Genomic DNA, 22055 nt, shown 5'->3' on the forward strand with positions numbered 1-22055 from the left:
TGTATTGGCTGTAAAAGCTAAAGATTTTGCGGTATTGATCGGCGTTCTGTTAATCGTCGTCATGCTCGTCATCCCGTTACCGGGGTTCATGTTAGATTTCTTAATCATTGTCAATATACTGGTTGCGTTGCTGATTTTACTCGTCGCGATGAATGCACGTGAAGCACTCGACTTCTCGGTCTTTCCTTCGCTCTTGCTGATCGTGACGTTGTTCCGGCTCGGATTGAACGTGTCGACGACACGTTCGATTTTATCGACCGGATACGGTGGAGAAGTCATCGAGACATTCGGTAACTTCGTCGTCGGCGGGAACGTGCTCGTCGGGTTCGTCGTCTTCCTCATCCTCGTCATCATCCAATTCGTCGTCATCACGAAAGGGGCCGAACGTGTATCCGAAGTGTCGGCGCGTTTCACCCTCGATGCGATGCCAGGGAAACAGATGGCCATCGATGCCGATTTGAATTCGGGCTTGATTGATGACAAAGACGCGCAAATCCGTCGGAAAAAGATTCAAAGTGAAGCCGACTTTTATGGGTCGATGGATGGGGCCTCGAAGTTCGTCAAAGGGGACGCCATCGCTGGGATTATCATCGTCGCCATCAACTTGATTTTCGGAATCATCATCGGTACCGTCCAAATGGGTCTTCCGGTCGGTGAGGCGTTCCAGACGTTCTCGCTCATGACGATCGGGGACGGGCTCGTCGGTCAAATCCCGGCGCTCCTCATCTCGACGGCAACCGGGATTATCGTCACGCGTGCCGTCTCGGACGGGAATCTAGGCGAGGACGTCGTCGATCAGCTCGGTCAAAACCCGACGCTGCTTTATATCGCCGGCTCCATCGTCATCATGCTCGGCTTTATTTCGCCGAGTCTGCTCCCCGTGACGCTCATCATTGCCGGCGCCACGTTCTACGGCGCCTATACGATGCGTCGCAATTTGAAACGGGTCATCGATACGCCGTTACCGGAAGAAGAACCGTCGGCACCGACCGAGACTGTCGTTTCGCTTTTACAGATTGATGCTATCGAGTTCGAGTTCGGTTACGGACTCATTCCGCTCGCCGATGAATCGCAAGGCGGCGACTTGCTCGACCGAGTCGTTATGATCCGTCGTCAGCTCGCGCTCGAACTCGGGTTCATCTTGCCGACGGTACGGATTCGTGATCATCTGCAACTGTCACCGAACGCATATCGCATCAAAGTGAAAGGCAACGTCGTCGCTGAAGGCGAACTCTTGCTCGATCATTACTTGGCGATGAGTCCTGGGATTGAAGATCCAGAAGTATATGGGATTGAAACGACGGAGCCGGCGTTCGGTCTCCCGGCGCTATGGATTGATGAAGAGACGCGCACCCGCGCCGAAATGAGCGGGTATACCGTCGTCGATCCGCCGTCCGTCGTGGCGACACATTTGACGGAGACGCTCAAGAAACACGCTACCGACCTGCTCGGCCGTGAAGAGACGAAACAGCTCGTCGAGCATTTGAAAGAGACACATCCGGTGCTCGTCGAAGACGTGACACCATCCGTCTTGTCGATTGGAGACATTCAAAAAGTGCTCCGTCATCTGTTGAAAGAACACGTCTCGATTCGCAATTTACCGCTCTTGTTCGAGACGATGGCCGACTATGGAAAAGTGACGAAAGACGCGGATATCCTCGGCGAATACTGCCGGCAAGGTCTGTCACGTCAATTGACGGATCAAGTCAGTCCGCCCGACGGACCACTCTACGTGGTCACCCTAGGCGGTCAGACCGAACAGCTGATTCAAGACGCCGTTCAAAAGACGGAGTTCGGCAACTATTTGGCGCTCGACCCGGAACAAGCGCGCGAGATTATCGAACGCTCGGGCGAGCAGCTGTCGATGTTCGAACGCTACGGGGCATCGGCCGTCATTCTTTGTTCGCCGACGATCCGCCTGTTCGTGAGACAATTGCTCGAACGGTATTATCCGGATGTGCCGGTCCTCGCCTACAACGAACTGCTCAGCTCGATTGAAGTGAAAAGTATTGGGGTGATTTAAGTGCAAATCAAAAAATATACAGGCAAGACGATGGCGGAAGCGATGGCGAAAGTCAAACAAGAGTTTGGCGACGACGCCGTCATCTTGAATTCGCGCCAAGTGAAGAAAGGATGGCTCGGCTTGTTCGCCTCACAACACGTCGAGGTCATCGCCGCGCTCGAGAAGGCGCCGCTCGCCGTCAAACCACGTACGGTTGCGAAGCCGGTCGCGGCAACGAAACCTGAGGCGACGCAAAAACGTCAACCGCAACCACGTAACGTCGCGTATGCTGCGCCTGAAATCTCGGGAGCGAGACGGTTGCCGGCACCATTGGCACACGTCGAAGCGCTGCTCGCGTCCGAATCGTTTCAAGGTGAAGCGTGGGACGAAGCGATTCAGGAACTGTATTACACGACAAAATCGGTCGACGCCGTCGAACGTTACGTCCGCGATCAAATCCAAAATTCTTTCTTGCCTGTACCGGAACCGAAACGGTACATGATGCTCGTCGGTCCGACCGGTGTCGGCAAGACGACGACGCTCGCGAAACTAGCCGCCCACTATAAGCTCGAGCATGGACTCTCGGTCGGCCTCATCACGACGGATACGTATCGAATCGCTGCCATCGAGCAGTTGAAGACGTACGCCGAGATTCTAGACATCCCGGTCGAGGTCGCCTACGATTTTGATGATTTCAAACGGGCGAAGCAGCTGTTCGCTCGAAAAGACATCATTTTGATTGATACGGCTGGCCGCAACTTCCGCGACGAGGCGTATGTTGAGCAGTTCGAGCGGCATCATGACTTTTCGGAGACGAGTCTCTCGCTCGTCCTCAGCTTGACGTCAAAGATGCGGGACATGGAAATGATATATCGCCAGTTCGAGCCGTTGCCGCTCGGGTCGCTGATCTTCACGAAAGCGGACGAGACGAGCGACATCCATGCGATGTATCGGATGGTTCGCGAAAGTGGGCTGCCGGTCGCTTGGCTGACGGATGGACAAGAAGTGCCGGACGACCTCGTCAACGGGGACCCTTCCCGGCTGACGGATCGGTTGCTTGAGAAAGAAGGGTGGACCCAATGGACCAAGCAAGACGTCTAAGGGCGAAAACAGAGACCCCACCGACGACGATCGCTTTCGCGAGCGGGAAAGGCGGGGTCGGCAAGACGAACGTCTGTGTCAATACGGCCATCGGCCTCGTCGAGCTTGGGAAGCGCGTGTTAATCGTCGATCTCGACATCGGGATGGCGAACGTGCATATCTTGTTGAACGCCTCGAGATCACGGACGATGATGGATTCGGTCAAAGCCCGAATTCCGCTGGCCGCCTCGGTTCAGAAAGGTGTGCATGGTGTCGATATATTACATGGGGGGAGTGGACTTGATGAACTAGTCCAATTCTCACATGCCGATATGCAATTTTTTATGCGTGAACTCGAAGTGCTCACTGAATACGATTATGTCCTGTTCGACATGGGGGCCGGGGCGACCGACACATCACTTCAATTCATTGAAGGATGCGATGAGATGTTTCTCATCTTGACGCCTGAACCGACCTCGCTCATGGATGGGTACGCCTATACGAAGCTGGTGCATCGACAAAGCCCAGACTTACCGCTCGGCATCATCGTCAATCGGGCCCAATCGGGTGAGGAAGCGCTGCAATGTTTTGAACGAATGGAAGTTGCGTGTGAGCAGTTTTTAAAGAAATCGATTCGATTCCTCGGGTATTTACCAGATGACGCCACGGTCAGACGAGCGGTCATCGCCCAAGTCCCGTTTTACCATTTGGACCGAAAAAGTGATATCAGTTGGCGGTTAGAGCGGATTTTAACGACATTGACCGGGACACCGCCGAAACCGCGTCATTTTATGGATCGCTTGATGGGGAACTTGAAACGTCAGTGGAACCGAGTCTAACGACAGGGAGGCATTATAGATGGACGTGAACGAATACTTAGGATTGTTTTTAGATGAGTCGCAAGAACATATTCAATCGGTGAACACCCAACTGTTAAAACTTGAACAGACGGGCAGCCAAGAAGCGATTCAAGAGATTTTCCGCTCCGCGCATACGCTCAAAGGAATGTCGGCGACGATGGGTTATGAGAGTGTGGCCAACTTGACACATGAGATGGAGAGCGCGCTCGACTTGGTTCGGGCCGGTAAGAAAGAGAGCAACCAGCTGTTGCTTGATACGATGTTCTCAGCGATGGAACAAATCGAAGAGATGATCGCCAATATCGAGACCGGCGGCCGAGGCGCGAACGTCGATGTCGCTGCGACGGTGTCTGCGTTCCAGTCGTTCATCGGCAGCTCGCCAAAGGCGGCTCCGACGGTCGAAGCCAACGTCTTCACGGCCGACCTTTATACGGATTCGGTCATCACCCAAGCGAAGGAGACGGGCTTCGAGGCGTTCCAATTGCACGTGAAACTATCCGATGCCGTCGTTTTGAAAGCGGCGCGTGCCTATATGGTATTCGATCGCCTGCAAGAACTCGGCGAGGTCGTCCGGACGTTACCGGAAACCGAGGCCATCGAACAAGAGCAGTTCGACCTCTCGTTTGACGTCTTGTTTGTGTCACAAGAGACGGCAGATGTGATTGAACACGCCGTGTCCCAAGTGTCAGAAGTCGAGCACGTCCTCGTGACGGTGTATACGAGTGCATCGAGTGAACCGGAAGTCGCCGTCAGTGCCGAGACCGTCGCCGTCGCTGAAGCGAAACCGAAAGTCGAGGCGGACGAGCCGAAAGAACAGGCTGTCGCCCAGGCGAAGACGATTCGCGTCAACTTGGAACGGATTGATCGTTTAATGAACTTATTCGAAGAGTTCATTATCGACCGCGGTCGTCTCGAGCGGCTCGCCGACGAAGTCGGACAGCCTGAATTGAACGAGACGGTCGAGAAAATCAAACGCGGGACGAACGAACTCCAATCACTCGTGCTGACGCTCCGGATGATGCCGATCGAGCAAGTGTTCAACCGCTTCCCACGCATGGTACGTTCGGTCGCGAAAGACATCCATAAAAAAGTCCAGCTTGAGATCACAGGCGCGGAGACGGAACTCGATCGGACGGTCATCGATGAGATTGGCGACCCGCTCGTTCACTTGATTCGCAATGCCATCGATCACGGCATCGAACTACCAGAAGTCCGTGTCGCAGCCGGGAAACCGGAGCAAGGGAGTCTTGCACTCCGGGCTTACCATGGCGGCAACCGTGTCTTCATTGAAATCGAGGACGACGGGGCTGGGATCCATGTCGATAAAGTCCGGTCGAAAGCGCTCGAGCGCGGCGTCATCACGCCGGAAGAAGCGACAGCGATGACCGATAACGAAGTCGCTATGCTCATCTTCGCCCCAGGCTTCTCGACGGCAGACGTCGTCACTGATTTGTCTGGTCGCGGTGTCGGTCTTGACGTCGTGAAAAACAAAATTGAATCACTCGGTGGGGTCGTCACGCTCGAGACGGTCGTCGGACAAGGGACGAAATTCCAAGTCAGCCTTCCGCTCACGCTGTCCATCATCTCGGCGATGCTCGTTCAAGCCGGTGAGGAGACGTACGCCATCCCGTTGTCATCGATTCTTGAGACGACACTTCTTGACGAGGCTGACATTTTGACGGCCCATCGCGAACGTGTCTTCGATTTCCGAGGTCAGCTCGTCCCGCTCGTCTATTTAAAAGAAATGTTTGCGATTGAGACGGAAACGAAGACGCAATTCCCGGTCGTCGTCGTCCGTAAAGGAAATAAACTCGTCGGCGTGGTCGTCAACGATTTGATTGGCCAACAAGAGATTGTCATGAAGCCGCTCGGTACGTATCTCGAGGGCATTCCGGCCATCTCTGGTGCGACGATACTCGGAGACGGGCGTGTCGCCTTGATTGTCGACAGCAACGATCTGTTCTAAGGAGGAAGAAGGATGGAACAAAAATGGGTAGTCTTTTCACTGGGAACGAACACATACGGGATCGATGTCCAGTCGGTCCGCTCGATTGAACGGGTACAACCGGTCACACGCGTCCCGAACGCACCGGCTCACGTCAAAGGCGTCATCAATCTGCGCGGTGTCGTCACGCCTGTCATCGACCTTCGCCTCCGCCTCGGGTATGAGGCGATTGAACCGACCGACGAGACTCGGATTTTAATCGCCTCGCTCAATCAAGGCGATGCCGGTTTTATCGTCGATCGCGCCAACGAGGTCGTGGAAAGCGAGGACGTTCGTCTCGAGCCGATTCCTGAATCGAGTCGAGACATGTTGTCGGCTCATTTGACGGCGATTGCGAAAGGGGAGGACAAACTGTTCTCGCTTCTCGACGCCAACGCGTTGTTCGAGGAACAACATGCTGAGTGAGTTCGAGCAAGATTTATTGAAAGAACTTGGCAATATCGGATCAGGCCACGCAGCGACGGCATTGTCGACGCTCTTGGCCAAGCCGGTCAACATTACCGTCTCCTCGGCCGAGATGGAACCGATCACGTATTTGCCGGAACGGGTCGGCGGTCCTGAGCGTCATGTGGCATCCGTGCTATTAGAGCTCGGAGGCGACATCAGCGGCATGATCCTCATCTTATTTCCGGTCGACGACGCCGAGATGATGGTCTCATCACTCATCGGGAGCGGGTTCACGTTCCAAGCGGCCGATGAACTCGGTCAGTCGGCATGGGAAGAGATTGGGAATATCATGAGCGGGGCATATGCCCGGGCGCTCGGCGATTGGTTGAATACACCAATCCCGATTCACGTCCCGGCGACAGCGGTCGACATGGCCGGTTCGATCGTCGAATTCGTCGTCACATCGGTCCAGCCCGAAGAAGATGCGGCGCTCTATATCGATACGACGTTCCGCATCGACGGAAAAGTAAGTGCCGGACATGTGTTGTTTCTACCGACGCATGGCTCGCTCGAACGGATTAAGCAGCGGTTGATGGGCCATGGCTGAAGTACTCAAAATTGGGATTGCGGAATGGAAGCAGACGACGGCGCCGAACAAGTTGCGGACGGCCGGACTCGGTTCGTGTGTCGGGGTCATCCTGTACGACGTCCGGCTCCAAGTCGCGGCGATGGCTCACGTCATGTTGCCGGATTCGGCGATTGCCCGCAAACATCAAACGATTGAAGTAGGGAAATATGCGGATACGGCCATCGATGCTCTCGTCGCTTCATTGAAACGGGCCGGGGCCGGTCGGTTGCAAGCAAAGATGGCCGGCGGCGCCCAAATGTTTCAATTCAAATATGAGAATGAGGCGATGCGCATCGGTGAACGAAATGCCGAGGCCGTCCGCAATGCGTTGAAAGCGCACCGGATCCCGCTCATCGCCGAGGACTGTGGCGGACATAATGGGCGGACGATTGAATTTGATGTGGCGACTTGCGTCCTCTCGATTCGAACGGTCAGCGTAGGAACAAAGGAAATTTAGGGGGGATCGACATGACGACTCAACTTACCGAGTTGTGGGATCGTTGGAATACTGACCGCGATATGGATACGGCGAATGAACTATTGACGCACTATGAGTTCCTGATCCATTATCACGTGCAACGAATGATCGTGACGCTCCCGAAGAGCGTCGAACGCGACGAATTGAAAAGTTTGGGTTACATGGGATTGTACGATGCCCTCATGAAATATGATCCAGAACACAACAACAAGTTTGACACGTACGCGGCGTTTCGGATTCGGGGCGCCATCATCGACGGATTACGGAAAATCGATTGGTTGCCGCGATCGGTGCGTGAACGGGTGAAGAAGATTGACCACGTCGCCGAACAGCTCGAACAGAAGTTGCATCGGGCCCCGACGAAAGAAGAACTGGCGCACGCGTGCGAGCTGCCGGTCTCAGAAATCGAGAAAGCGATGGCGGAAGGGTACTTTGCGAACATGTTGTCAATCGATGAGGCGGTGACGCTTCAAGAGGAAGGCAAGGTCATGTCCGTCACGTATTTTGACCCCGACTCCGAAAAACCGGAAGACACGCTCCTGCAGCGCGAGTTGCTCGATGTGTTGACGAACGAGATTGAGCATTTATCTGAGAAAGAACGGCTCGTCGTGTCGTTATTCTATTTCGACGAGTTGACGTTGACGGAGATCGGTGAAGTGTTGAAACTATCGACGTCCCGCATCTCACAAATTCATTCCAAGGCGCTGAAGACGTTAAAGCTTGCGCTCGGACGTTCCTATTTAGAAGAAAAGACATCGTGAAGGAGGGATGGAGATGACCGTCGTCTATATCGGAATCGCCTGTATCGTCGCGTACGGACTGTTGATTTTGTTTCGTCAAGTCCAGGCGCTGACGGCTCGTGTCACGCGGCTCGAACAGGAGAAGCGTGAGACCGAGGCCCTCCTGTTGTCGTTCATGGAATCGATGAACGATGTCGTGAAACACCCTGCGCCATCGAGCGAGGAATCGGCTGTGGAACCTGCATTTGAGGATTCGCCGATGGAGGCACCGTCGTCCCGTGAGCGCCAACAGGCACCGCACGTCGAGGACGTTTTACTGAACCATTCGGTCCGAGAGACGGCCCGACTGCTCGGAAAAGGTGAGGGAGAAGTCGCCCTTTATGCCAAACTTCGCAAAAAGTGAGAGTTGCCGGATTGGCTGACATATGCTATAGTAATTTTCGGTGTTAAACACATCACACACGTCTCGGGATGGTATTCCTCGGTGCCGAAAGGTCGGAATACAACGATGAACGAGGCGGAGGACTTTTTTAAACCACAAGGAGGAAATTTATCATGGCAGTAATCTCAATGAAGCAATTGCTCGAAGCTGGTGTACACTTCGGTCACCAGACACGCCGTTGGAACCCAAAAATGGCGAAATACATCTTCACGGAGCGTAACGGAATCTACATCATCGACCTTCAAAAAACGGTCAAAAAAGTAGACGAAGCTTACAACTTCGTTCGTGAACTCGCGGCAGAAGGCGGAAACGTCCTCTTCGTAGGTACGAAAAAACAAGCTCAAGACACGATCAAAGAAGAAGCACTCCGTTCAGGTATGTACTTCATCAACGAGCGTTGGTTGGGTGGAACACTCACAAACTTCTCAACAATCAAAAAGCGTATCAACCGCTTGAAGCAGCTTGAGAAAATGGAAGCTGACGGTACGTTCGAAGTACTTCCTAAGAAAGAAGTCATCATCTTGAAAAAAGAAATGACACGTCTTGAGAAGTTCCTCGGCGGAATCAAGGACATGCCAGGTGTTCCTGATGCCCTCTTCATCGTTGACCCACGTAAAGAGCGTATTGCGATTGCAGAAGCTCACAAATTGAACATCCCAATCGTTGCGATTGTCGACACAAACTGTGACCCAGACGAAATCGACTACGTCATCCCAGCGAACGACGATGCGATTCGTGCGGTTAAATTGCTCACTTCTAAGATGGCAGACGCGATCATCGAAGCGAAGCAAGGCGAAGAAGAAGTAGCTGAAGAAGCAGTAGCTCCAGAAGCTGAAGCGACAGAAGCTGAGTAATCGGTCAGACAACAGGTGATAAAGGGAAAGCCTTTTATCACCTTTTTTTAGGACACGTATATAAAGCCTTAGTGCTTTTTCTTAAAAATTCGTAAGTTTTACAAGGAGGAATTTCCGATGGCAGTTACAGCAGCAATGGTAAAAGAACTTCGTGAAAAAACAGGCGCAGGTATGCTCGATTGCAAAAAAGCACTCACTGAAACAAATGGTGACATGCAAGCGGCAATCGACTTCCTTCGTGAAAAAGGGATCGCTAAAGCAGCAGCTAAAGGCGACCGCATCGCAGCAGAAGGTTTGACGGCAGTAGCGGTTGACGGCAACAAAGCTGCGCTCGTCGAAGTTAACTCAGAAACAGATTTCGTTGCGAAAAACGAGAAGTTCCAAACACTCGTTTTTGACGTGGCGAATGCAGTTCTCACTTCAGGCGCGACTTCAGTAGAAGCGGCACTTGCTTCTGAATTCGTAGCAGGTAAAACACTTGAGACGCACATCCAAGAAGAAGCTTCGACAATCGGAGAGAAAATCTCACTCCGTCGTATCGCTGTTCTTCAAAAAGCTGACGATGCAGTCTTCGGCACGTACCTTCACATGGGTGGACGCATCGGTTCGGTCGTCATCATCGACGGTACAACGGACGAGACAGTTGCGAAAGACGTAGCTATGCACGTCGCAGCAGCACGCCCACTTTACGCGACACGCGACGAAGTATCGGCTGAAGAAGCAGATCGTGAGAAGAAAGTCTTGACTGAGCAAGCCCTCAACGAAGGCAAGCCTGCCAACATCGTCGAGAAGATGATCGCGGGACGTATGAACAAGTACTTCGAGGAAATCTGCCTCGTCGACCAAACATTCGTTAAAGACGCTGACTTCAAAGTTGGGAAATACGTAGAGTCTAAAGGCGGCCGTGTCAACTCATTCGTACGTTTCGAAGTTGGAGAAGGTATGGAAAAACGCGAAGAAAACTTTGCTGAAGAAGTAATGAACCAACTTAAAAAATAATCTGCATCACGCGTGATGCAATCAAAATTGGGAACACGTCTGTATAACCTTGAGTTAGTTCGTTAAGGGAGCGTGTTCCCTTTTTTCAAGCAAGAGGAGGCAAAGTATGGAACCGAAATATAAGCGAATTGTGTTAAAATTGAGTGGAGAAGCGCTCGCAGGAGATCAAGGGTACGGGATTGACCCGGCCATCGTCAACTCGATCTCTGGACAAATCAAAGAGTTGGTCGCCTTGGGCGTCGAAGTAGCCGTCGTCGTCGGAGCCGGAAACATCTGGCGCGGGAAGACGGGCAGCGAACTCGGCATGGACCGGGCGAATGCCGATTATATGGGCATGCTTGCCACGGTATTGAACTCGCTCGCACTTCAAGATAGCCTTGAATCGAACGGTGTCCAGACGCGCGTCCAAACCTCAATCGAAATGCGCCAAGTGGCTGAACCGTACATCCGTCGTCGGGCGATGCGTCACCTTGAAAAAGGTCGAGTCGTCATCTTCGCGGCAGGGACGGGGAACCCGTACTTCTCAACAGATACGACAGCGGCACTCCGCGCAGCGGAAATTGAAGCTGACGTCATCCTGATGGGTAAAAACAACGTCGATGGTGTCTATTCGGCGGATCCGAAACTCGTTCCGGATGCGGTCAAATACGACACGCTCACGTACTTGGACGTCTTAAAAGACGGACTCCAAGTGATGGATTCGACAGCCACATCACTATGTATGGACAACCATATCCCACTGATTGTATTCTCATTGCTTGAAGAAGGAAACATCAAACGTGTCGTACTCGGGGAACATATCGGGACGGTAGTAGGAGGAATCAATTCATGAGTGTTAATGACGTATTGAAAACTGCTGAAGAAAAGATGGAGAAAGCCCATTCTGCCTTGAAACGTGATTTCGGGACACTTCGTACGGGACGCGCGAGCGCGTCAATCTTGGACCCGGTCCAAGTCGACTACTACGGCGTACCGACTCCGCTCAACCAAGTGGCGAACATCAACACTCCGGAAGCGCGTCTACTCTTGATTCAACCATGGGACAAATCGATGGTGTCAGATGTCGAGAAAGCGATTCAAAAAGCAGACCTCGGCCTCTCGCCGTCTTCTGATGGGACGGTCATTCGTCTCGCGATCCCAGCTTTGACAGAAGAGCGCCGCAAAGAGCTCGTGAAAGTGACGAAAAAATATGCGGAAGAAGCGAAAGTAGCTGTCCGTAACGTTCGTCGTGACGCGAATGAAAACTTGAAGAAGCTTGAAAAAGATGGGGACTTGACTGAGGACGACCTTCGCGGTTACGCGGATGACGTTCAATCGTTAACGGATTCGTACATCAAAAAGATTGATGAATCTGCAGCGACGAAAGAAAAAGAAATCATGGAAGTGTAATCACGGAAGTGGTATACCAAAAAGCTGTGTGGGGACCCTTTTACTGAGAGGGTCCCTCTTTCATACAATCAGGAGGATAGAGTATGTTTAAATGGGTGAATCCTAAAACAAAAACCGAGGCGGAACTGAGCATTCCCGAACACGTCGCCATCATCATGGACGGCAACGGCCGTTGGGCGAAGAAGCGTGGGCTCCCTCGCATCATGGGTCACCGGGAAGGGATGAAGTCGGTCCGGGAAGCGGTGCGCACCGCCCAAGAACTCGGCATCCGTTCATTGACGCTGTATGCGTTCTCGACGGAGAACTGGACGCGTCCTGAAGAAGAAGTCAACTTCTTGATGAAATTGCCGAAGCAATTTTTAGAGACGGATTTAAAAGAATTGGATGAACAGAACGTTCGCGTGCTCGTCGCAGGCGATGTGACAAAACTGCCACGCGGGACGCGAGAAGCGGTCGATGAGGCACGGACACGGACGGCGACGAATACGGGGCTCGATCTCGTCTTTGCGCTCAACTATGGCGGACGTGATGAACTCGTTCAAGCGATGAAACAAATCGCGAGTGATGTGGCGCACGGTACGATCCAACCGGACGAGATCGATGACGTCATGATTGGTGAGCGTCTCATGACGAACATGCAAGACGTTGATTTGATTATCCGCACGAGTGGGGAACAGCGCCTCTCGAACTTCTTGCTCTGGCAAGGGGCTTACGCTGAACTACATTTCACGGACGTGTTGTGGCCTGAGTTCAAACGGGATCACTTCGTCGAGGCGATTGAAGCGTACAATGCGCGGACTCGCCGGTTTGGCGGGGTGTGACATGAAAACACGAATCATTACCGGTCTCTGGGCCGGCGCCATATTTGTCACGTTGATTGCCTTAGGCGGTAGCCCGTTCGTCATCTTGATGGGCGTGCTCGCCTTAATCGGATTGAGCGAGTTTACGTTGATGCGCAATCATAAATTGATGGCGTTCCCGTTTCTCGTGACGTCACTTCTCGTGGCGTTCCCGTTCATCTTGATGTTGCTCGAGCGTCGGCTCGTCCTCGAGGAACTGCCGATGTCGACGACGCAATGGATGGTGCTCGGTTTAATGCTCCTCTTGTTCTGGACGGTCGTCACGAAAAACCGGTTCACGTACGAAGATGCGAGCTTTTATTTCGTCTCTGCCGTCTATCTCGTCATCGGGTTCTCGAGTTTCGCACTCGTCCGCTTGTCAGAAGACGGGCTCGTCAAAGTGTTGCTCGTCTTGTTCATGATTTGGGCGACCGATTCTGGAGCCTATTTCACAGGGAAAGCAATCGGAAAGACGAAACTATGGCCGTCTATCAGCCCGAATAAGACGATTGAAGGTGCAATCGGCGGCATCGTGTCGGCGATCGTCCTCGGCATCGTCTACGTACTCATCGAGCCGGTGTTACCGATTCTCGAAGTATTGGTGCTCGCGGTCGTCGTATCAGTCGTCGGTCAACTCGGTGATTTGGTACAATCAGCATACAAGCGTCAATATAATGTGAAAGATTCCGGTCATCTGTTACCGGGACACGGTGGGATTTTAGACCGGTTTGATAGTATGATCGCGGTATTCACCGTCATTTGGGTATTTAATTTGTTATAAAAGAGGAGTGTCAAGATGAAGCGAATCAGCTTAATCGGGGCGACTGGATCGATTGGCGTACAAACATGCGACGTCATCGAACAGCACCCCGACTTGTTTGAACTTGAGGCATATGCGTTCGGAACGAACGTAGACGTGGCGGAAGAATGGATCAATCGCCTACGGCCAAAATACGTATCCGCTAAAAATATCGAGGTACTCGAACAGCTCAAGTCACGCCTTACATATGAACCACTCTTTTTCATCGGACTGGAAGGGTTGATTGCATGTGCGACCGCTGAACGGGCCGATGTCGTCGTGACGGCAGTCGTCGGCGCCGTCGGGCTTGAACCGACCCTTGCCGCCATCGAAGCGGGGAAAGACATCGCGCTCGCGAACAAAGAGACGCTCGTCACGGCAGGACACCTTGTCACCGAGGCAGTAAAAAAACACGGTGTTAGCCTGCTCCCGGTCGACAGCGAACATTCGGCCATCTATCAATGCTTGAACGGCGAACGCCGCGAGGACGTCTCGAAAATCATCTTGACGGCTTCAGGCGGAAGTTTCCGTGACAAGTCGCGGGAAGAGCTTGAAGGGGTTACGGTCGCAGAGGCGCTGGCGCACCCGAACTGGTCGATGGGGGCCAAAATCACAATCGATTCGGCGACGATGTTCAATAAAGGACTCGAAGTCATCGAAGCGCACTGGTTGTTCGATATCGATTATAATGATATTGAAGTGGTGCTCCATCGCGAGTCGATCATCCACTCGATGGTCGAATTCAAAGATGCCGCTGTCATGGCGCAACTTGGGAACCCCGATATGCGAGGTCCGATTCTCTATGCGTTATCGGCTCCGAAACGTCTTGAAATCGAAGGGAACAAGCGGTTAAACTTGAGAGAAATCGGAACGCTGCACTTCGCGGAAGCCGATTTGACACGTTATCCGGCGTTACGCCTCGCTTATGAGGCCGGGCGTGCCGGCGGTTCGATGCCGACCGTGCTCAATGCCGCCAACGAGGCAGCCGTCGAGCTGTTCTTGAACGGAGAGATCGCGTTCCTCGATATCGAACGCATCGTCGAGCAAGCGATGGAGACACATACGGTAATTGCAGAACCGACGCTCGAGGAGATTCTTCAAATCGACCGAGCGGTTCGAGAACAAATTCAGCAAGGAAAGTGAAGGTGGGGAATAGACAATGACGACTTTTATCGCCATCGTTTTGATGTTTGGGGTACTCATTTCGGTTCATGAATGGGGACACCTCGTCATGGCGAAACGGGCAGGGATTCTCTGTCATGAATTTGCAATCGGGTTTGGACCGAAAATCCTCTCATTCCGAAAAAATGAGACGCTGTATACGATTCGACTATTGCCAATCGGCGGTTATGTCAAAATGGCCGGGGAAGATTTTGAGCCGATCGAAGTGAAGGCTGGGCAACACGTCGGATTGCGTCTGACGAGTGCTGGGACGGTCGATCGCGTCTATTTCCAACCGGACCAGGCCCAAGACGTTCATATCGTCGGGACGGTCGACAAGTTTGACTCGGTCCGCGAATTGAAAGTACAACTGCTCGTCGATGATGAGGTCCGTGTCTATTCGCTCGAGCGGGACACACTTCTCGTCGACCAAGGCATGGAGATTCAAATCGCGCCTTACGACCGCACGTTCGGAGCCCAGTCTGTCTGGAAACGGGTGCTTGCGATTGCAGCCGGTCCGGCGATGAACTTCGTCCTTGCCTTCCTCCTCCTCGTCATCGTCGGTCTCGTCCAAGGGACACCGACGGACGATGGTCAAATCGGTACGGTCCAACCGGACTCGGCCGCTGATCAAGCTGGACTCGTCGCAGGCGACGAGATCGTCTCAATCGAAGGTCAACCGATTGACAACTGGCTCGATTTGCGAACGGTATTGGCGGATCGTGCCGACACGCCGACCGAAGTGACGTATATTCGTGACGACGTCGAGCAAACGGTGACGATTACGCCGCAAGCGGTCGAACAAAATGGGGAGACGGTCGGGATTTTAGGCGTGACGAACGCGCTCGAACGTTCACCGGCCAAAGCTTTTACAACCGGGGCCGAGACGACGTGGACGATGTCGACGCTCATCTTCTCCGCGGTCGGTGATTTGGTGACGGGTCAGGTCGGTGTCGATCAGTTGGCCGGTCCGGTCGGAATCGTCCGTATGACCGACGAAGTGGCAGCGAGCGGATTCATCATGCTCCTCAACTGGACGGCACTTCTATCCGTCAACTTGGCCATCTTCAACCTATTGCCGCTCCCGGCGCTCGATGGAGGACGACTCATCTTCCTCTTGTTCGAAGCGGTGCGCGGACGGCCGATTGATCCGAAAAAGGAGGGCTTCGTCCACTTTATCGGGTTCGCCTTGCTCATGCTGCTCATGTTGATTGTCACCTGGAATGATATCCAATCATTCTTTAAATAATTTGATCCAATCGAGTTACAGAAGGGAAACGTTGATACCTATGAAACAATCGAGACTGTTCATGCCTACATTAAGAGAAGTGCCGGCCGATGCGGAAGCCATTAGCCATCAGCTACTCGTCCGTGGGGGGTTCATGCGCCAAAACGCCGCTGGGATTTATTCATATCTCCCACTCGGCCATCGCGTATTACACAATATCCAAACGATTATCCGCGAAGAGATGAACCGGGCCGGAGCGCAAGAGTTGCTCATGCCTGCAATTCAACCGGCTGAACTATGGGAAGAAACGGGACGCTGGGGCATTTATGGTCCAGAATTGATGCGATTGACGGACCGTCATGACCGTCGTTTCGCACTCGGTGCGACCCATGAGGAACTCATTACGTCAATCGTGCGCGATGAACTCAATTCGTATAAAAAGCTACCGGTCAACTTGTATCAGATTCAAACGAAGTATCGCGACGAACGTCGTCCGCGTTTCGGATTGCTCCGGGGTCGTGAGTTCTTGATGAAAGACTCGTACTCGTTCCACGCGACGCAAGACGACTTGGACGAAGAATACAAAAATATGTATCAAGCCTACTCGAACATCTTTGACCGCATCGGCTTGAAATATCGTCCAGTCGTGGCCGATTCTGGTGCCATTGGTGGGAAAGATACACACGAGTTCCAAGCGCTCGCCGAAATCGGTGAAGATACGATCGTATATACGGATTCATCGACGTATGCGGCGAACATCGAGATGGCGGAAACGCTCGACCGCTATGACATGCAAGCGGCCGACGTGCTCGCACTCGACAAGGTCGACACGAAGGACAATAAGACGATTGAAGATGTGGCACGTTTCTTGAACGTCGATCCGAAGACGACGATCAAATCGGTTCTCTTCAACGTCGATGGCGAGACGGTCATGGCGATCGTTCGAGGTGATCACGAGGCGAACGACGTCAAAGTGAAGAACGCCCTCGGTGGACTCGACATCCAAATGGAAGAAGAAGCGACGATTATCGACTTGTTCGGCTGTGAGCCGGGCACGCTCGGACCGATTCATTCACCGGTCAAAGTCGTGGCTGATTACGCCGTCAAATATTTGGTCGACGCGGTATGTGGCGCTAACGAGGCAAACACCCATTATACGCACGTCAACGCCGAACGCGACTTGTCGCATTTGACGTATCACGACCTCCGTTTCGTCGTCGAAGGCGACATGGCACCTGACGAGTCGGGTCCGGTCCGCTTCGCCCGCGGGATTGAAGTCGGACAAGTGTTCAAGCTCGGCACGCGCTATTCAGAAGCGATGGGCGCGACGTTCTTGAACGAAGAAGGTCGGGCCGAACCGCTCATCATGGGCTGTTACGGCATCGGCGTCTCGCGGACGTTGTCGGCCGTCATCGAGCAACATCATGACGATCGCGGAATCGTCTGGCCGAAGAGCGTCGCTCCGTTCGATGTGCATTTGATTGCCATCAACACGAAAGACGAGGCGCAAGTCGAACTCGCGAACCGTTTATACGATGAGCTGTCATCGACGTACGATGTGTTGTATGATGACCGTAAAGAACGGGCTGGCGTCAAGTTTGCCGATGCTGATTTGATCGGTCTTCCGATTCGTATCAACGTCGGGAAAAAAGCGAGCGAAGGAATCGTCGAAGTGAAAGTACGTGCCACTGGCGAAGTCCTCGAGACGACAGTCGATGAGTTGCCACGTGTCATCACGACGCAACTGAACGAAGCCAAATGATCGATGAAGGTGACGGTTTCTTGCCGTCACCTTCATTTTTCGACATTGAATGATAAAAGGGGGGACTTCTTACCCGTGGAAGCTAATCAAAAAATGCAATTGCTTTTGGGTGACCTCGGCATCACGACCGAAACGGATCAGTTCGACGGAGCAGAGTTATCACGACTCGTCGTCAACAAGCAACGTCGGACGTGGACGTTTTATTTCCAATTACAACACGTGTTGCCGTATGAGGTGTACCAACTGTTCATGAGCCGACTCGAGAGTCGTTATGCGACGTTCGCGGACGAGGTGTACGCGCGGTTCACGACGACGTCAGGTGGGGGCGAACAGGACTATATCGACTATTGGCCCCGGATCGTCAGTGAGCTGAGTCAAGTGTCAGGCGCGATGCGCAGTTATTTCGCATCGGTCTCACCGCGCTTCGAGCAGAACAAATTACTCATCCCGGTGCGCTCGGCCCCTGAGGCGAACTATGTCGATAAAGAGCTATGCCAAGAAGTCCAAGCGCTCTACAGCGCCTACGGCTTTATGAAAAAACCATGCCAAGCGCTGTTCTCAGAAAATGAAGAAGCGAACCAAGCGTTGCGCGAACAAGTCGTCCAAGAAGATTTGGAACAGGCGAAGCTCGCACTCGCGGCGCAGTTCGCCAAGTCGACCGAGACGAACGATGAGCCGGTCACTGAAGTGCGGATGGGTGCCTTGATTAAAGACGAGATTGTCCCAATCAAGACGATTATCGAAGAAGAACGACGCGTCGCCATCCGTGGCCTCGTCTTCTCGGCCGAACGGAAAGAACTGAAGAGCGGGAAGAAACTGTTCACGTTCAAGATGACGGACTATACCGATTCACTCATCGTCAAAGTGTTCGCGCGCGATGATGACGATGACCGTATGCTAAGTGCCGTCAAAAAAGGCATGTGGATTCAAGCGGCCGGTCGGGTCGAGGATGACAGTTTCATGCGCGAACTGTGCATGATGGCGTCACAACTGCAAGAAGTGAAAGTCGAACCGGTCCGGGACGAATGGGCCGGTGAGAAACGTGTCGAACTGCACGCGCACACGCAGATGAGCCAGATGGACGCGGTCACGAACGTGTCGGCACTGGTCGCACGAGCAGCGAAATGGGGCCACCGTGCCATCGCCATCACGGACCATGCCGGTGTCCAGTCGTTCCCAGAAGCCTATTACGCCGGGAAAAAGAATGACATTAAAGTACTGTTCGGGGTCGAGGCGAACGTCGTCAATGACGGCGTACCGGTCGCTTATCATCCGACCGACGTCCCGCTCGACGATGCGACGTACGTCGTCTTCGACGTCGAGACGACGGGACTTTCGGCCGTCTACAATAAAATCATCGAGCTCGCGGGCGTCAAAATCAAGGACGGAGAGATTATCGACCGCTTCGAGGCGTTCGCCGATCCGAAGCATCCGCTCTCGGCCACGACGATCGAACTGACGGGTATCACCGATGACATGGTCCATGGCCAACCCGATCCGGAAGTCATCGCCAAGCAGTTCGTCGATTGGTGCGGGGACGGCATTCTCGTCGCCCATAACGCATCGTTTGACATGGGCTTCCTTGAGGCGACACTCCGGAGCGGTGGGCACGAGCCGGATGACTATCCGGTCATCGACACGCTCGAGCTCGCCCGGACGATTTTACCGACACTCAAGAACCACCGTCTCAACACGCTCGCGAAGCGATTCGATATCGAGTTGACGCAACATCACCGCGCCATCTATGATGCCGAGGCGACGGCGTATTTGCTCATGAAGCTACTCGAGCTCGCCAAACAGATGTTTGAGATGGAAACGCATCGCTCACTGAACGCGAAAGTCGGGAGCGACGTCTCGAAGATTCGTCCGTTCCACGCTACGATTTATGCGAAAACGAAAAAACCGGGTCTCCGGCATTTATACGAATTGATTTCCTTGTCACATATCGATTACTTGTTCCGCATGGCACGCATGCCTCGCTCGGAGATTGTCAAGCGGCGTGAGGGCCTCTTGATCGGTTCGGCATGTGACAACGGTGAGATTTTCGATGCCGCCTTGAACAAGTCGGACGAAGAGCTGGAGAAGATGATGGCGTTCTACGATTTCATCGAGATTCATCCGCCGGCTCTCTATATGCATCTCATCGATAAAGAGATCGTCGCCAACGAACTCGAGTTACGTGAAATCATCAAACGGATCATTCGTGTCGCTGATCAGGCCGGACTGCCTGTCTGTGCGACCGGCAACGTCCACTATCTCGACCGGACGGACCGCTCGTATCGGGAGATTTTGATTCGGACGCAAGGTGGCGCCAACTTCATCAACACGCGGAAAGAACTGCCGCACGCCCATTTCCGGACGACGAAAGAGATGATGGAGGACTTCAAATTCCTCGGGGACGAGCTCGCCCGTGAAATCGTCATCACGAACCCGAACGCAATCGCCGATCAAATCGAGTCGATTCAAATCATCCCGGACGACTTGTATACGCCGAAGATTGAAGGGGCCGACGATGAAGTCCGGAATATGAGTTATGATATGGCCCGCTCGATTTATGGAGAACAACTGCCTGAAATCGTCGAAGCTCGGCTCGAGAAAGAGTTGAAGTCGATTATCGGTCACGGGTTTGCGGTCATTTATTTAATCTCGCATAAACTCGTGAAGAAATCGCTCGATGACGGCTATCTCGTTGGGTCACGTGGTTCGGTTGGATCGAGTTTCGTTGCGACGATGACCGAAATCACCGAAGTCAATCCGCTGCCACCGCATTACGTCTGTCCGAAGTGTCAACATTCCCACTTCTTCGACGACGGATCGGTCGGGTCCGGGTATGACCTTCCCGACAAGCAATGTCCGGAGTGTGGGACTTGGTATACGAAGGACGGGCACGATATCCCGTTCGAGACGTTCCTTGGTTTCAAAGGGGACAAAGTACCGGATATCGATTTGAACTTCTCGGGTGAATATCAACCACACGCCCACGCTTACACGAAAGTGTTGTTCGGTGAAGAGTATGTGTATCGTGCCGGTACAATTGGGACGATTGCCGATAAGACGGCGTACGGATACGTGAAAGGCTATGCGACCGAGAACGATAAGATTTATCGGAATGCCGAGGTCGACCGTCTCGTCTCGGGTGTCACCGGCGTCAAACGGACGTCCGGGCAACACCCGGGGGGGATTATCGTCGTCCCAGATTATATGGACATCGCCGAAATTTCGCCGATCCAATATCCGGCCGATGATAAGTCGTCCGAATGGAAGACGACCCACTTCGACTTCCACTCGATTCACGACAACTTGCTCAAACTCGATATTCTCGGTCACGATGATCCGACCGCCATCCGGATGCTCCAAGACTTGTCCGGTATCGATCCGAAGACGATTCCGACGGACGATCCGACGGTCATGAAAATCTTTTCGTCGCCGGAAGTACTCGGTGTCACGCCGGAACAAATCGAATCGAAGACGGGTACGCTAGGGATTCCAGAGTTCGGGACGAAGTTCGTCCGGCAGATGCTCGAAGAGACGAAACCGTCGACGTTCTCCGAACTCGTTCAAATTTCGGGACTGTCTCACGGGACAGATGTCTGGATTGGGAACGCGAACGAACTCATCTATAACGGGACGTGTGAATTGAAAGACGTCATCGGGTGTCGTGATGACATCATGGTCTACTTGATTTATGCGGGCCTCGAACCGTCATTTGCCTTCAAAATCATGGAGTCGGTACGGAAAGGGAAAGGCTTGTCGGAAGACATGGAGACGGAGATGCGGGCCAACGATGTTCCGGAATGGTACATCTCGTCTTGTAAGAAGATCAAGTATATGTTCCCGAAAGCGCACGCCACGGCGTACGTGCTCATGGCCGTCCGGATTGCCTACTTCAAAGTGCATCATCCGATTCTGTATTACGCGACGTACTTCACGGTCCGGGCCGGCGACTTCGATTTGTCGGCGATGATCAAAGGGTCACAGGCCGTGCGTAAAGCGATGTCGGATATCCGTGAAAAAGGATTTGAAGCCACGGCGAAAGACAAAGGCCTCCACACCGTGCTCGAGCTCGCACTCGAGATGTTAGAGCGCGGCATGAAGTTCCAGAACATCGATTTGTACCGTTCGAGCGCGACCGAGTTCTTGATTGAAGGGAACACGCTCATTCCGCCGTTCAATGCCGTCGATGGTCTCGGTACGAACGCGGCGAAAGCGATTGTCGATGCACGTGCCGAAGGACAGTTTTTATCGAAAGAAGACTTGCGCAAACGGGCCAAGTTGTCGAAGACGATCGTCGAGACGCTCGATACGATGAAATGTCTCGAAGGCCTCCCGGATGAGAACCAACTCTCGTTCTTTGATTTTGGGGTGTAAGTTGCGAAAAACCGGGAAAATATGATATATTGGT

The 22055-nt window shown here is 53.1% G+C and carries 19 protein-coding genes; all 19 read left to right on the forward strand.

What is annotated here, in order from left to right:
- The first annotated feature begins 4 nt into the window (after window positions 1-4).
- The 19 genes from flhA to KNP67_RS02670 all read left to right on the forward strand — a co-directional run bounded on the left by flhA (window position 5) and on the right by KNP67_RS02670 (window position 22021).
- Window positions 5-2023, forward strand: a complete 2019-nt coding sequence (gene flhA / locus KNP67_RS02580) for a flagellar biosynthesis protein FlhA (protein ID WP_214755800.1) — start codon at window positions 5-7, stop codon at window positions 2021-2023.
- Window positions 2024-3103, forward strand: coding sequence for a flagellar biosynthesis protein FlhF (locus tag KNP67_RS02585; protein ID WP_021067138.1), 1080 nt, complete (start codon window positions 2024-2026; stop codon window positions 3101-3103).
- Window positions 3082-3921 (forward strand): MinD/ParA family protein, encoded by an 840-nt coding sequence (locus KNP67_RS02590; protein ID WP_214755801.1) that lies wholly within the window; start codon window positions 3082-3084, stop codon window positions 3919-3921. The genes KNP67_RS02585 and KNP67_RS02590 overlap by 22 nt, the downstream gene beginning before the upstream one ends.
- A gap of 19 nt (window positions 3922-3940) precedes the next feature.
- Window positions 3941-5908: a chemotaxis protein CheA gene (locus tag KNP67_RS02595; RefSeq protein ID WP_021067140.1), complete on the forward strand. Its 1968-nt coding sequence runs from the start codon at window positions 3941-3943 to the stop codon at window positions 5906-5908.
- Window positions 5909-5920: 12 nt separating this feature from the next.
- Window positions 5921-6352 (forward strand): chemotaxis protein CheW, encoded by a 432-nt coding sequence (locus tag KNP67_RS02600; RefSeq protein WP_029595691.1) that lies wholly within the window; start codon window positions 5921-5923, stop codon window positions 6350-6352.
- On the forward strand, window positions 6342-6941 hold the full coding sequence (locus KNP67_RS02605) for a chemotaxis protein CheC (protein WP_021067142.1): 600 nt from the start codon (window positions 6342-6344) through the stop codon (window positions 6939-6941). The genes KNP67_RS02600 and KNP67_RS02605 overlap by 11 nt, the downstream gene beginning before the upstream one ends.
- The gene (locus tag KNP67_RS02610) at window positions 6934-7419 is read left to right on the forward strand and encodes a chemotaxis protein CheD (RefSeq protein ID WP_021067143.1); all 486 of its coding nucleotides are present in this window, start codon (window positions 6934-6936) and stop codon (window positions 7417-7419) included. Before KNP67_RS02605 ends, KNP67_RS02610 begins: the two co-directional genes overlap by 8 nt.
- Before the next feature lie 11 nt (window positions 7420-7430).
- Window positions 7431-8201, forward strand: a complete 771-nt coding sequence (locus KNP67_RS02615; protein ID WP_214755803.1) for a FliA/WhiG family RNA polymerase sigma factor — start codon at window positions 7431-7433, stop codon at window positions 8199-8201.
- A 13-nt stretch (window positions 8202-8214) separates the two neighbouring features.
- On the forward strand, window positions 8215-8583 hold the full coding sequence (locus tag KNP67_RS02620) for a hypothetical protein (protein ID WP_214755804.1): 369 nt from the start codon (window positions 8215-8217) through the stop codon (window positions 8581-8583).
- 152 nt (window positions 8584-8735) lie between these two features.
- Window positions 8736-9476, forward strand: a complete 741-nt coding sequence (gene rpsB / locus KNP67_RS02625) for a 30S ribosomal protein S2 (protein WP_021067146.1) — start codon at window positions 8736-8738, stop codon at window positions 9474-9476.
- A gap of 117 nt (window positions 9477-9593) precedes the next feature.
- On the forward strand, window positions 9594-10475 hold the full coding sequence (tsf, locus tag KNP67_RS02630; protein WP_214755805.1) for a translation elongation factor Ts: 882 nt from the start codon (window positions 9594-9596) through the stop codon (window positions 10473-10475).
- Window positions 10476-10581: 106 nt separating this feature from the next.
- Entirely contained in the window at window positions 10582-11307 is a 726-nt protein-coding gene (gene pyrH / locus KNP67_RS02635; RefSeq protein ID WP_021067148.1) for a UMP kinase, read from the forward strand.
- Window positions 11304-11864 (forward strand): ribosome recycling factor, encoded by a 561-nt coding sequence (gene frr, locus KNP67_RS02640; protein ID WP_021067149.1) that lies wholly within the window; start codon window positions 11304-11306, stop codon window positions 11862-11864. Before pyrH ends, frr begins: the two co-directional genes overlap by 4 nt.
- An 83-nt stretch (window positions 11865-11947) precedes the next feature.
- Window positions 11948-12685, forward strand: a complete 738-nt coding sequence (locus KNP67_RS02645; RefSeq protein ID WP_021067150.1) for an undecaprenyl pyrophosphate synthase — start codon at window positions 11948-11950, stop codon at window positions 12683-12685.
- Window position 12686: 1 nt separating this feature from the next.
- Window positions 12687-13484: a phosphatidate cytidylyltransferase gene (locus KNP67_RS02650; protein ID WP_031200184.1), complete on the forward strand. Its 798-nt coding sequence runs from the start codon at window positions 12687-12689 to the stop codon at window positions 13482-13484.
- 15 nt (window positions 13485-13499) lie between these two features.
- On the forward strand, window positions 13500-14645 hold the full coding sequence (gene dxr, locus KNP67_RS02655) for a 1-deoxy-D-xylulose-5-phosphate reductoisomerase (protein WP_214755807.1): 1146 nt from the start codon (window positions 13500-13502) through the stop codon (window positions 14643-14645).
- A 16-nt stretch (window positions 14646-14661) separates the two neighbouring features.
- Entirely contained in the window at window positions 14662-15912 is a 1251-nt protein-coding gene (rseP, locus tag KNP67_RS02660; RefSeq protein ID WP_214719417.1) for an RIP metalloprotease RseP, read from the forward strand.
- Between the two features lie 40 nt (window positions 15913-15952).
- Window positions 15953-17653, forward strand: coding sequence for a proline--tRNA ligase (locus KNP67_RS02665; RefSeq protein WP_214755810.1), 1701 nt, complete (start codon window positions 15953-15955; stop codon window positions 17651-17653).
- A 75-nt stretch (window positions 17654-17728) separates the two neighbouring features.
- Window positions 17729-22021: a PolC-type DNA polymerase III gene (locus tag KNP67_RS02670; protein ID WP_214755811.1), complete on the forward strand. Its 4293-nt coding sequence runs from the start codon at window positions 17729-17731 to the stop codon at window positions 22019-22021.
- Window positions 22022-22055: the final 34 nt, after the last annotated feature.

This window comes from Exiguobacterium sp. s157 (assembly GCF_018618205.1).
In the GTDB taxonomy this organism is placed as follows: domain Bacteria; phylum Bacillota; class Bacilli; order Exiguobacteriales; family Exiguobacteriaceae; genus Exiguobacterium; species Exiguobacterium chiriqhucha.